The following is a 12,287-nucleotide window of genomic DNA, read 5'->3' as shown; positions in this document are numbered from 1 at the left end:
GTCCTCCGGGGACGCCCGCGTACCGGGCCCCCGTCGTGGACAGGACAGGCTCGGTGGCCGGCGCGCCCGGACAGGACTGCCGGTCCCCGAATCGGGAAGGTAGCCGGTGCGTGTGTGCGGGGCGAGCGGTGCGTGTGTGCGAGGCGAGAAGGAGGCGGACGCCTGTGAGGTTCCGGTACCGGGCGTACATGGGCGGCCCCGACCCGCTGGCCGAGCCCGACCCGCCGCCCGAGGAGGCCGTGGCGGCGGCGCGTGAACTGCTGGTGCTGGTCAGCTCGGCCCTGGAGGCGGCTTCCGCCACCTCCTCGGAGGGCCCGGAGGCGGGTTCCGCGACCGGCCCGGAGGGTTCCGCGACCGGCCTGGAGGGTTCGGCGACCGGACCGGAGGTCCTGGGGGCGGGACCCCCGGCCGGTCCGGGGGTTCTGGCCGAGGAGGACCGGCGGCGGCTGTCCGCCCTGGAGAAGGTCCTGTCCCGGTACGCCGACGGCGACCGCGCGGCCCTCGGCGAGGCCGACGTCACCGCCCTGGGCCGTCTGCTGGGTCTGCTGGGCGGGGAGGCCGGGCAGGCCCTGGACCGCCTGGACCGGGCCGACCACGGTCTGAGCCCGCGTGAGCTGCGCCGCCTGGGCGAGGTGGCGCTGCGCGAGGTGGAGGCCTCCCGACGCGGGCACGGCGGGCTCGGCGGCGCGCACCGGGGCGGCACCGCGCCCGGTGGGGAGCCCACGGGCCTCTCCCTGCCCCGCGGCGAGGACGGCGACCGGCCGTTGGACGCGGTCGCGACCGTGCGCGAGGCGGCCCTGCGCCGGGCCCGCCCCGGAGAGCACGGCGTGGCGCTGCGTGCCGAGGACGTGCGGGTGGCCGGGGCGGAGCCCTCGGAGGCCGCCGCCGTGTCCCTGCTGGTGGACCTGTCCCACTCGATGGTGGCCCGGTCGCTGCACGAGGCCGCCACCCGGACCGCGCTGGCCCTGCACACACTGGTGTCCACGCGCCGCCCGCAGGACCGGCTGCACCTGGTCGGCTTCGGGGAGCGGGCGCGCGAGCTCACCCCCGCCGCGCTGGTCGCGCACGACTGGCGCCGCGTCCCCGGGACGAACCTGCACCACGCGCTGAGGCTGGCCCGCGCCCACCTGCGGCGCCACGGAGGCCTGCGCCCGCAGGTGCTGGTCGTCACCGACGGCGAGCCCACCGCGCACCTGGGCGAGGACGGCGACACCCGGTTCTCCTGGCCTCCGGCTCCCCGCACGGTGGAGCTGACCTTCGCCGAACTGGACGCCGTACTGCGCGAGGGCGCGGAGGTGACCTTCTTCCTGCTGGCGGACGACCCGCGGTTGCGCGCCTTCCAGGAGCTGGTGGAGCGGCGGCGCGGGGCGCGGGTGGTGCACGCCGGAGCCGAGGAGCTGGGGCCGCTGGTGGTGAACCGCTACCTGCGCTGATCCGGGTGGGGGCGGGCCTGAGGGTAGACGCGGTCGGCCTCGGGCTCCGCCCGGGCTGCCAGCGGGTCAACGGCGCAACGGACCAGCGGGTCAGCGGGTCAGCGCTCGAAGATGCTGACGTCCGAGGCCAGCACCAGCAGCTCCTCCGGGGCGCCGCCGCCGGAGTAGAGCAACTGGTGCCGGTTGGCGGGCATGACCGTCTCGGTGAACCGCAGCGGGCGCATGCCCTCGTAGACCACCCGCTCCTGCACCAGCAGCGGGATGCCCGGTCCCAGCCCGAAGGAGTCCGCCTCGTCCTGGGAGGGCATCCGGGCGCCGACGATGTCCCAGTTCCACTCCTCCCGGTGCCCCAGCGACCGCAGGACGGCGGTGACGCCCTCCTCCAGGCGTTCGGGGGACATGAGCGGGGTGTTGCTGGCGATGCCGTACGGGAAGTAGGTGACCTGGGACTGCCACAGGCCGCCGTCGACGAACCGGTCGGAGGCGCGGATGACGACCAGGTCCCCGTGCGGACCGCTCCCGGCTCCGTCGCTGCGCAGCCGCTTGGCCACCTTGGGTCGCATGGTGTCCAGGCTGACCTTGATCTTCTCCTGGACCTGGTCGTATCCGGCCTCGCGCAGGTGGGGCTGGTAGCCCGCCTCGAAACGCTCGGAGTCGCCGCCGCCCGTGACGGGGGTGGCCAGGTGGACGATGGGCCGGTGGTCGGCGACGAAGGCGCCCCGTCCGGGCTGGATGGCGACGCGCCCCTCGTCCTGGAGGATGCGCATGCCCAGGCGTGCGGTGGCGCGGGAGACGTCGAGCTGCTCGGCGATCTCCTCCTCCCCCGGCAGCCGCTCACCCGGCTTGTAGTCGCCCCTGGCCAGCGCCTCGCGCAGGTGGTCGGCGACGACCGTCTTCCTCGACGTGCTCATGCGTGTGCTCAGTCCCGGTGGTAGGCGTTCATGTTGCCGTGTTCGTACTGGTAACGGATGCTGTGACCCGCGTAGACGGTGTGCACGAGCCGGATGGGGCGATCCTCGGACAGGTCGGTCCGGTGGACGGTCAGCACCGGGACCCCGGGCGGGAGTTCGAGCTGGCCCGCCTCCTGCGGGCTGGGCATGCGGGCCTCCAGCTCGTCGACGAACCCGACCTGGCGCTGTCCGTACTCGGCCAGCACCGCCAGGGCGCTCTCCACGTCCTCGGGCAGCATGAGCGGGGTGCCCTCGACGAGGTCCATGGGGTAGTAGGCGGTGCTGACGGAGGCCGAGACCTCCCCGGAGAACCGGTACATCCGGCGGACGACCGTCATGTCGCCCTCGGGGACGCGCAGGCGGCTGGCGATGTCGGGGGTGGCGCTGAGGAGCTGGAGCTCCTCCAGGACCTGCCCGGTCATACCGGACTCGTTGAGGCCCTCGGGGCCGCCGCGGTTGGCGTGGAAGGTCTCGGGGACGACGTCCTGGACGTAGTGCCCGCGTCCGGGACGGCTGACGATCAGTCCCTGGTTGCGCAGCATGCCCAGGGCCAGCCGGATCGTGTTGCGGGACGCCTCGAAGCGCTCCTCCAGCTGCTTCTCCGACGGCAGCTGTCCTCCCCGGGGCAGGGAGCCCTCCTGGATCTCGCGCCGCAGGGTTCGGGCGATCTGTCGATATCTGCTTTCGGCCCGCATATATCAGTCCTCGCCGGGGTATGAGACCAACAACCTAGCTTGTACCAACAAGGTGATCGGAACACCAGGAGATCAGGTCCATCCGGTCAACATGAGCCCATCTTAAGTGAAGGCCACCCTCAGTACACAGCGCCGCCGCCGGAAGGACACCCCCGAGGACGAGAATCGACGGCCCCCACCCCTTCGACCCAGGCGCCTGACCCCCGCGGCACAGCAAAGGAAGACACGACGGTGAGACACCGCTCGGCGTCCCCCCTCTCCGGAGGAGGGCACGCAGGACACAGATAGGAACTTCCCCCCGAGGAGAACACCATGATCCACATCGTTATCGCCCTCGTAGGAGTCGTACTCCTGGGCCTGGCCGCGGGGTTCTTCCTCGCCGTCTCCATCGGCATCCGCCGGCAGGACCGCCGGGGCACCTACCGCTCCCTGCGCAGGGACGACGAGGGCACCCCCCTCTCCCGCACCGGGAGCCTCGTGGTGGGGCTGCGTTTCCGCGACGGGGAGCACCCGGCCGCCGCTCCCTCCACGGACCGCACGCCCAGCGCGGTCTGAACGGGGAGCGGTGAGACGAACGCCGCGGCAGCGGAGCCGCGGCGCGGATCGTCCCGGCGCCCCCGTCCCCCGAGAACCCTGACTCCCTCTCCCCGACCACGGAGCCGAGGCGGCCGAGGCCGCCGACGCGGACCGGCGCGAGCCGATCCGCGCGACGCCCCCTCCTAACCCTCCAGGGCCTGGAGCAGGTCCGCCACGAGGTCGTCGGCGGACTCGATGCCAACGGAGATCCGCACCAGGTCGGCCGGGACCTCCAGGGGGGAACCCGCGGTGGACGCGTGCGTCATCCGCCCCGGGTGCTCGATCAGGGACTCCACCCCGCCCAGGGACTCGCCGAGGGTGAAGACCTCGGTGCGCTCGCACAGAGCGAGCGCCGCCTTCTCCCCGTCGCGCAGAGCGAAGGAGACCATGCCGCCGAAGGCTCTCATCTGCCTTTCGGCGGTCTTGTGCCCCGGGTGACCGTCCAACCCGGGGTAGAACACCCGGCGCACCGCGGGGTGGCCCTCCAGCGCGGCCACGACCTTCTCGGCGTTGGCGCTGTGGCGGTCCATGCGCACGCCCAGGGTCTTCACCCCGCGCAGGGTCAGCCAGGAGTCGAACGGCCCCGGGACCGCGCCCATGGTGTTCTGGTGGAAGGCCAGCCGCTCGCCCAGTTCGGCGTCGGAGACCACCAGCGCTCCCCCGACCACGTCGGAGTGCCCGCCCAGGTACTTGGTGGTGGAGTGCACGACCACGTCCGCGCCCAGCGTCAGCGGCTGCTGGAGGTAGGACGAGGCGAAGGTGTTGTCGACCACGTGCAGGGCGCCGGCGTCGTGCGCGATCTGCGCGACGGCCTCGATGTCGGTGATGTTGAGCAGGGGGTTGGTGGGGGTCTCGGTCCACACCACCCTGGTGTTGGGCCGCACGGCCGCACGTACGGCCTCGGGGTCGGACTGGTCGACCGCGTCCCACTGCACGCCCCACCGCTCGACCACCTTGGAGACCAGGCGGAAGGTGCCCCCGTAGGCGTCGCCGGGGATGATCAGGTGGTCGCCGGGCGAGAGGACCGTGCGCAGCAGGGTGTCCTCGGCGGCCATGCCGGAGGCGAAGGCCAGGCCGCGCACCCCGGACTCCAGGGCCGCCAGGCACTCCTCCAGGGCGGCGCGCGTGGGGTTGCCGGTGCGCGAGTACTCGTAGCCCTGGCGCAGACCGCCCACGCCGTCCTGGGCGTAGGTGCTCGTCTGGTAGATCGGCACCACCACGGACCCGGTCCCGGCGTCCGGCTCCTGCCCCGCGTGGATGGCCAGCGTTTCAAACCCGTCGAACTTCATAGGGCCACCTTAGTGCCCGCTGACCTCACCGATCGCGTTTTCCACAGGCGGTGTCCGCGGTGCCGGAGGACGCCCCGGTCCGCTTCCGCGAAGGTCGCCGGAGCGGCCCTAGGTCTGTTTTTCGAACCGGCCTCAGTTTGTGGGGGGTTGGTTCGGGCGCCCACGGGGTTCTGGAGGTGGTGGAGGCGGGTTCGTGAGGAACGAGCGAACCCGCCGTAGGCACCGAAGGTTCCCGTGCTGCGGGCGCCCGAACACGGGCCGAAGCGAAGCGGAGGTCCCAAAAAACACTGTCTAGACCGGCGGGAAGCGGGTGGAGGACCCGGGCCGGGGCGGCTCGGCGGGCACCTCCGGCGGCAGACCGGTGACGGGGGTGGGCACCCGGGTGGGGGTGCCGGTCTCGCGCAGCGGCGGGTCCCAGCCCAGTTCGGGGTCGTGGGTGCGCACGACCTTCCCGGGCACGCCCGCGATGACGGCGTGGTCGGGGTAGGTGCCCGGCCGGACCACGGTGCCCGCGGCCACGACCGAGTTGCGGCCCAGGTGCACGCCAGGCAGGATCACCGCGTTCGCGCCGATCCAGGTGCCGTCGCCGATGCTGACGGGGTCGTCCACCGGCCACTGGAGGCCGACGGGGACCTCGGTGTTGCCGTAGGCGTGGTTCTGGTCGGTGATGTAGACGTAGGGGCCGGTGTACACGTGGTCGCCGATGTCGACGGACCTGTGGGCGACGATGTGCGAGCCGCGCCCGATGGCGCAGCCCGAGCCGATCCGCACGACCGTCCCGGGGCCCAGGTCGTAGTCGGGCCCCATCCCGGCGGCGAGGGTCATGTCCCCGCCCAGGACGGTGTGCACGCCGATCTCGATCCAGGGCTCGCCGTAGAGGGTGGCCGTGGGGAAGGCGATCGCCGAGCCCGTGCCGAAGCGCGCGAACCTGCGGGCCGCCCTGGAGTCGGCGCGGATTTCGGCCTTGGTACGGGCGTAGGACCAGACGGAGCGGAGAATCCAGGACAACAGCCGCGACACGCGTGCCCCCATTTATTACCTACCAGTAACTGTCGCGAACATTAGCAGTGTTCGAGTATGCGCTGACATGTCCGGTCGGTACACAGCGGGGCCCGAACCGCGCTCGGTTCGAGCGCGGTCCGGGCCCCGTGGCGGTCCCGCGGGGGCTCCCGCGGACGGGATCAGCCGGACAGGTGGGCCAGCAGGTCCTGGCGGGTGAGGATTCCCACCGGCTTGCCGTCGCGCAACACCACCAGGGCGCCGGACCCGCGCAGCAGGCGGACGCAGTCGCTCACCGGCGTGCCGGTGCCCACGGTGGCCAGCGGCCTGCCCATGTGGGTCTCCACCAGGTCGTCCAGCTCGGCGCGGCCGTCGAAGAGGGCGTCGAGAAGGTCGCGCTCGGCGATGGAGCCGACCACCTCGGCGGCCATGACCGGGGGCTCCTCCTTCATCACCGGCAGCTGGGAGACGCCGTACTCGCGCATGATGGCCACGGCCGTGCCGACGGTCTCGTCCGGGTGGGCGTGCACGAAGTCGGGCATCTCGCCGCCCTTGGCGGCCAGCACCTGACCCGCCGTGGCCTCCTCGGTCTCGGCGGACAGGAAGCCGTAGTCGGCCATCCACTCGTCGTTGAAGATCTTGCCGAGGTAGCCGCGGCCGCCGTCGGGCAGCAGCACGACGATGACGTCGTCGGGACCGGCGTCCCGGGCCACGCGCAGGGCCGCCTCGACGGCCAGGCCGCAGGAGCCGCCGACCAGCAGGGCCTCCTCCCGGGCCAGGCGGCGGGTCATGAGGAAGGATTCCTTGTCGCTGACCGCCACGATGTCGTCGCACACCGAGGTGTCGTAGGTGCCGGGCCAGATGTCCTCGCCCACGCCCTCGACCAGGTACGGGCGGCCCGAACCGCCGGAGTAGACCGAGCCCTCGGGGTCGGCGCCGACGACGCGCACCGCGCCGCCGGAGACCTCCTTGAGGTAGCGGCCGGTGCCGCTGATGGTTCCGCCGGTGCCGATGCCCGCCACGAAGTGGGTGATGCGGCCCTCGGTCTGCTCCCAGATCTCGGGACCGGTGCTGTGGTAGTGCGACTCCGGGTTGTTCGTGTTCTCGTACTGGTTGGGCTTCCAGGCACCGGGGATCTCGGTGGCCAACCGGTCGGAGACGGAGTAGTAGGACTCGGGGTGGTCGGGGGCGACGGTGGTCGGGCAGACCACGACCTCGGCCCCGTAGGCGCGCAGGACCGAGAGCTTGTCCGGGCCGACCTTGTCCGGGCAGACGAAGACGCAGCGGTAGCCCTTCTCCTGGGCCACGATGGCCAGGCCGATGCCGGTGTTGCCCGAGGTCGGCTCGACGATGGTGCCTCCCGGCCTGAGCTCGCCGCTCTTCTCGGCGGCCTCGACCATGCGCAGCGCGATACGGTCCTTGACCGAGCCGCCCGGGTTGAAGTACTCGACCTTGGCGAGGACCGTCGGGGCGTTCGGGCCGAGGACCTGGGTGACCTTGTTCAAACGGACGAGCGGAGTGTCCCCGACCAGATCGATCAGTGAGTCGTATACCCGCACTTGCGCTCCCTCTACGTCTTGGCGACCGGGTTTCGGCCCGCCATGTCCTCGCCCCGGTGGCGAGTCCGGGGCCCTGGGCCGGTCCGGCCCGTCTCAGTTCAGACCCTAATGGTCTCCACCAGCGGGTTCTGCGGCCTCAGGAAACCGGTGGTCCTCCCCCGGAGGACGGCTGGGCCGGGCGGTGGCCGAGCGCCCGCAGCAGGGTGGGGCGGAGCGCTTCGGCCGCCTCCTCCCGGGACAGCCGCCCCGCGTCCGCCTCGGCCGCCGCGGCGTGTCCGAGGGCGACGACGACCGCGACCAGCCAGTCGACGGGGAGCCGGGAGTCGAACTCCCCGCTCCCCTGACCGCGCCGGACCACCCGTCCCAGCCGGTCGGCGACCGGCGCGTGGCGCTCGGCGTCGGCCTCCGGGTCCGCCGGGCGCGAACCGGCGGCGCGCATGAGCCGGGGATACCGGTCGGCGGCCCGGGAACCGGCCTCGACCAGCCGCAGCAGGGCGTCCGCGGCGGGCCCGGAGTCGAGGTCGGCGGCGTCCATCGCGGCCACGGCCTCCTCGGTGACCCGGTCCAGGGCCGCCCCCAGCAGCTGCGCCCGGGACGGGAAGTGGGCGTAGACGGTCTGGCGGGTCACGCCCGCCGCGGCGGCGATGTTCTCGACGCTGGCGTCGGGGCGTTCGTCGAGCAGGCGGACCGCCGCGTCCAGGATCGCGGCCCTGCTGCGGCGGGCGTCGGCTCTGCGGTGGGAGGAGGAAGGCAATTCTTACGCCTTGTCAAAGTTGGCGAACGATGCATATCGTACAGACTGTAAGACTTGCATCGGAGGCGCGCGACATGACAGGGAACACCTTGGTTCCGTTCGACGGCACCGACCCCCAGCGGTTCATCACCGACTTCTTCACCGGCTTCGGGGAGGAGGTCGCGTACGGAGAGGAGGACCTGGCGGCGGTCGTCGACCGCTACCACACCCCGGACGTCGTGCAGGTCGCCGACGGGCACCGGATGGACCGGGACAGGCTCATCGCCCACGCGCGCCCCTCGCGCAGGAGGCCGGGCACGTCCCGGATGGAGGTGCACGAGGCGATGGCGGACGGCGACCGGCTCGCCGCCCGCTACACCCTGTACGTCCAGCGGGGCAGGAAGGACCTGGTCATCGACGTGTACTTCTTCGGCCGGTTCGCCCTTGACGGCAGGATGCGCGAGGCCACCATGCTCACCCGTATGGAGGACCGGGCCGCCTCCGGGAGGGCGGACGCCCCGGCGCCCGTCGGGCAGGAGGTGTCGGCGTGACCACGCGCACCTACACCGTCACCGGCATGGCCTGCGGACACTGCGGGGGCTTCGTCACCGAGGAACTGGAACGTGTCGGGGGCGTCACCGCCGTGGTGGTGGACGTCGAAGGCGACCGGGTCACGGTGACCAGTGAGAGGGAGCTCGGCGCCGCCGAGGTGCGGGCCGCCGTCGAGGAAGCGGGATACGAGCTGACCGGCGTGGTCGACTAGGACCACGGCCGGGCCGCCGGAGGGGTCGGCCGGTACGGCCTGCCCCACCGGCGCTCCGCCGTCCACCCGACGGAGCCGCCGTCCGTCCCTGTCCCGCCCATGCCGGTCCCCTCACCCCGGGGCGCGGATTGTGTACCGCGCAGGTACGTGATTCCGGGGTTCCCCACCGGTAACCTCGCTCGTATCCGTCCCGCCCAGGGCAGGCGGGTCCGAGCCTCGGGGGTGTCCGGTGCTGCGAGCCGCACGCGCAAGACGGATCGCCGCTGCCACCGCGTTCGGCGGCGGCGGGCTCACGCTCGTCGGCGGCGGCACCGTCGCGCTCCTCTATCTCCAGGCCAGGCTGGCCCGGCGCGCGGTCGGCTCCCCCCGCTGGGACAGGCCCGTGGTCAACGGCGTCTACGGCGAGGGGTCCGGGCCGCCGATCCGCATGCTGATGATGGGTGACTCCACCGCCGCCGGGTTCGCGGTCGAGCGGGCCGACCAGACCCCCGGCGTCCTCCTGGCCTCGGGACTGGCGGCGGCGGCCGAGCGCCCCGTGCGCCTGCGCTGCACCGCCTCCCCCGGCACCACCTCGGCCAACCTGGCCGCCCAGATCGAGCGTTCCCGCGCCCTGGAGGAGGCCACCCGCTACGACCTCGCGGTCATCTTCGTCGGCGCCAACGACGTCATCCGCCGCGTGCGCCCCAACGACGCCGTCGGCCAGCTCCGCGAGACCGTCCGCCGGCTGGTCGGCCACGGCACGCAGGTGGTGGTGGGCACCTGCCCCGACCTGGGCACCGTCCGGCCCATCGGCTGGCCGCTGCGCTCGGTGGCCCGCCGCGCCTCCCGCCAGCTCGCCGCCGCCCAGGTCATCGCGGTCACCGAGGCCGGGGGCCGCGCGGTCTCCATGAGCGACGTCCTGGCCGACGATTTTCGGACAGACCCTGGTTCCATGTTCGGACCCGACCGTTTTCATCCGTCAGCTCTCGGGTACTCGCAGGCCGCCTTCGCCGTCCTGCCCTCGGCCTGCGCCGCCCTGGGGCTGCTGCCCGAGCTGGACGACGCCGAGCGCAGCAGCGGCGTCCTGCCGGTGGACCGCGCGGCCGTGGTCGCCGCCCAGACCCCCGGAACGGAGGTCTCCCGCGTGGACACCCAGGTCAGCGGGAACACGCCCGGTACACGAGGGCGCTGGGCCGCACTCGTCCGGGGCCCGTTCCACCTCCGGGGCTCCCGCGGGCACCCGGACGGGGCGGCCAGGGTGGGCACGGCCGAGAACGCCGACCGTTCCGGGGAGGGCGGCTGAACGTCGCCCCCGGGTGGCGTGCGGGGCCCCGGCCGGGTTTACTGGTCGGTAACAACCGAGGCCGGAGCAGGTCGCCCGGCCCTCCGGATCCACAGCTCCACACGCAGCACCTCAACCGTTAGGGACGCAGCCATGCCCGAAGCAGTCATCGTCGCAACCGCCCGCTCCCCCATCGGCCGCGCCTTCAAGGGCTCGCTCAAGGACATCCGGCCGGACGACCTGACCACCCAGATCGTCCGTGCGGCGCTGGCCAAGGTCCCCGAGCTGGACCCCCGGAGCATCGACGACCTGATGCTCGGCTGCGGCCTGCCCGGCGGCGAGCAGGGCTTCAACATGGCCCGCGTCGTGGCCGTCCAGCTGGGCCTGGACACCGTCCCGGGCACCACGGTCACCCGCTACTGCTCCTCCTCCCTCCAGACCACCCGGATGGCCTACCACGCCATCAAGGCGGGCGAGGGCGACGTCTTCGTCTCCGCGGGCGTGGAGACCGTCAGCCGGTTCGTCAACGGCAGCAGCGACGACGGCGCCAACGAGAACCCGCTCTTCGACGACGCCAAGGCCCGCACCGCCAAGCGCGCCGAGGGCGGCGCCGGGGTCTGGACCGACCCGCGCGAGGACGGCAACCTGCCCGACGCCTACATCGCGATGGGCCAGACCGCCGAGAACGTCGCCCAGACCACCGGCGTCTCGCGCCAGCGCCAGGACGAGTTCGCGGTGCGCTCGCAGAACCTCGCCGAGAAGTCCCTGGACAACGGCTTCTGGGAGCGCGAGATCACCCCGGTGACCCTGCCCGACGGCACCGTGGTCAGCACCGACGACGGCATCCGCCGCGGCACCACCTACGAGAAGGTCTCCGAGCTCAAGCCGGTGTTCCGCCCCGACGGCACCATCACCGCGGGCAACGCCTGCCCGCTCAACGACGGCGCCTCGGCCGTGGTCGTCATGAGCGACACCAAGGCCGCCCAGCTGGGCATCACCCCGCTGGCCCGCATCGTGTCCACCGGCGTGACCGGCCTGAGCCCGGAGATCATGGGCCTGGGCCCGGTGGAGGCCTCCCGGCAGGCGCTGGCCCGCGCCAACATGGCCATGGGCGACATCGACCTGGTCGAGATCAACGAGGCCTTCGCCGCGCAGGTGCTGCCCTCCGCCGACCAGCTGGGCATCGACATCGACTCCCAGCTCAACGTCAACGGCGGCGCCATCGCGATCGGCCACCCGTTCGGCAGCACCGGAGCCCGCATCACCGGCACGCTGATCAACGGCCTGCGCTTCCACGACCGGACCTTCGGCCTGGAGACCATGTGCGTCGGCGGCGGCCAGGGCATGGCCGCCGTCTTCGAGCGCCTGAGCTGACGGCCCCTCGCAGTCCCGGGCCCGGAACGCGCCGCTTGGATTCCAGGGGTGCTTCCGGGCCCTTCGCCGTGGCCGGCCCCTCTCGGCCGTTCCACGCCGCGACCTGCCCGCGCCGCCTCTGGCGACCGCGTTCCGGACGCTCTGTCACGCAGCCGCTGGGCGGCCCTTCCGTCGCCGGAACACGCGCGGAAACCCGTATGCCACAGAAGAGTTCGTCTGGGAAGCCCCTCAAGACGAACGTTCTCACACCGGCAAGGTAAAAGCTGGTGACCGGGGCTTGTCCAAAACGTGATCCTGATGCAGGGTCGCAGGTAAGTGCCACACGCCAACGCGCTGCCGGAGGTGCCCATGTCGGTAACCCACTCGCCGGAGATCCACGCCAAGCTCATCGAACGCATCCCGGTCGTCACCGGCCGAGGACTCCACGAGTGGTTCGACGCCCTCGACGGGGGGCCGGGCCTGGTGCGCTGCCAGGACCGGTCGAACTGGCTCGCCGACGAGTACGAGTTGCCCCAGTGGTACGCGCAGGCCCTCGTGACGGAGTACGACCGCCGCCGCAGGAACCGCTCCATCCCCGCGCCCCGGCGCGGGAAGGCCTGAGCGCACCGCGGGCTCGCCGACCACGGCGAAGGGGCCGCCGCCCGGACGGATATCC

The 12,287-nt window shown here is 72.7% G+C and carries 13 protein-coding genes; 7 read left to right on the top strand and 6 right to left on the bottom strand.

The features are described from left to right. Nucleotides 1–164 precede the first annotated feature (164 nt). Nucleotides 165–1,433, top strand: a complete 1,269-nt coding sequence (locus FYW99_RS15295; protein WP_190394673.1) for a VWA domain-containing protein — start codon at nt 165–167, stop codon at nt 1,431–1,433. Nucleotides 1,434–1,531: 98 nt separating this feature from the next. On the opposite strand, the gene FYW99_RS15290 is transcribed toward FYW99_RS15295, so the two are convergent. Both FYW99_RS15290 and FYW99_RS15285 read right to left on the bottom strand, forming a co-directional pair. After that, complete coding sequence (locus FYW99_RS15290) at nt 1,532–2,344, bottom strand: GntR family transcriptional regulator (RefSeq protein WP_150252729.1); 813 nt, start codon at nt 2,342–2,344, stop codon at nt 1,532–1,534. 8 nt (nt 2,345–2,352) lie between these two features. After that, nucleotides 2,353–3,078: a GntR family transcriptional regulator gene (locus FYW99_RS15285; RefSeq protein WP_150252728.1), complete on the bottom strand. Its 726-nt coding sequence runs from the start codon at nt 3,076–3,078 to the stop codon at nt 2,353–2,355. Nucleotides 3,079–3,390: 312 nt separating this feature from the next. Here FYW99_RS15285 and FYW99_RS15280 point away from each other — a divergent pair, with 312 nt between their 5' ends. Further along, complete coding sequence (locus FYW99_RS15280) at nt 3,391–3,633, top strand: hypothetical protein (protein WP_150252727.1); 243 nt, start codon at nt 3,391–3,393, stop codon at nt 3,631–3,633. Nucleotides 3,634–3,797: 164 nt separating this feature from the next. On the opposite strand, the gene FYW99_RS15275 is transcribed toward FYW99_RS15280, so the two are convergent. From FYW99_RS15275 to FYW99_RS15260, 4 genes are all read right to left on the bottom strand, one after another. Beyond that, the gene (locus tag FYW99_RS15275; protein ID WP_150252726.1) at nt 3,798–4,943 is read right to left on the bottom strand and encodes a cystathionine gamma-synthase; all 1,146 of its coding nucleotides are present in this window, start codon (nt 4,941–4,943) and stop codon (nt 3,798–3,800) included. A gap of 291 nt (nt 4,944–5,234) precedes the next feature. Continuing rightward, nucleotides 5,235–5,975 carry an acyltransferase gene (locus FYW99_RS15270; protein WP_150252725.1) on the bottom strand — a complete coding sequence of 247 codons (741 nt, stop codon included), beginning with the start codon at nt 5,973–5,975 and terminating at the stop codon, nt 5,235–5,237. 149 nt (nt 5,976–6,124) lie between these two features. Beyond that, entirely contained in the window at nt 6,125–7,501 is a 1,377-nt protein-coding gene (locus FYW99_RS15265; RefSeq protein ID WP_150252724.1) for a cystathionine beta-synthase, read from the bottom strand. Between the two features lie 136 nt (nt 7,502–7,637). Further along, complete coding sequence (locus FYW99_RS15260) at nt 7,638–8,255, bottom strand: TetR/AcrR family transcriptional regulator (RefSeq protein ID WP_150252723.1); 618 nt, start codon at nt 8,253–8,255, stop codon at nt 7,638–7,640. A gap of 74 nt (nt 8,256–8,329) precedes the next feature. Between FYW99_RS15260 and FYW99_RS15255 the strand changes: the two genes are divergently transcribed. From FYW99_RS15255 to FYW99_RS15235, 5 genes are all read left to right on the top strand, one after another. After that, nucleotides 8,330–8,785, top strand: a complete 456-nt coding sequence (locus FYW99_RS15255) for a nuclear transport factor 2 family protein (RefSeq protein ID WP_150252722.1) — start codon at nt 8,330–8,332, stop codon at nt 8,783–8,785. Beyond that, the gene (locus FYW99_RS15250; RefSeq protein WP_150252721.1) at nt 8,782–8,997 is read left to right on the top strand and encodes a heavy-metal-associated domain-containing protein; all 216 of its coding nucleotides are present in this window, start codon (nt 8,782–8,784) and stop codon (nt 8,995–8,997) included. Before FYW99_RS15255 ends, FYW99_RS15250 begins: the two co-directional genes overlap by 4 nt. Before the next feature lie 229 nt (nt 8,998–9,226). Further along, nucleotides 9,227–10,279, top strand: coding sequence for an SGNH/GDSL hydrolase family protein (locus FYW99_RS15245; protein WP_150252720.1), 1,053 nt, complete (start codon nt 9,227–9,229; stop codon nt 10,277–10,279). Between the two features lie 132 nt (nt 10,280–10,411). Next, nucleotides 10,412–11,632: an acetyl-CoA C-acetyltransferase gene (locus FYW99_RS15240; RefSeq protein ID WP_150252719.1), complete on the top strand. Its 1,221-nt coding sequence runs from the start codon at nt 10,412–10,414 to the stop codon at nt 11,630–11,632. Between the two features lie 348 nt (nt 11,633–11,980). Continuing rightward, nucleotides 11,981–12,232, top strand: a complete 252-nt coding sequence (locus tag FYW99_RS15235) for a DUF4287 domain-containing protein (protein ID WP_013151139.1) — start codon at nt 11,981–11,983, stop codon at nt 12,230–12,232. Nucleotides 12,233–12,287 lie beyond the last annotated feature (55 nt).

The sequence above is a fragment of the Nocardiopsis deserti genome, from assembly GCF_008638355.1.
Taxonomy (GTDB): Bacteria; Actinomycetota; Actinomycetes; order Streptosporangiales; family Streptosporangiaceae; genus Nocardiopsis; species Nocardiopsis alborubida.
This window is presented reverse-complemented; position numbering and strand designations above follow the sequence as displayed.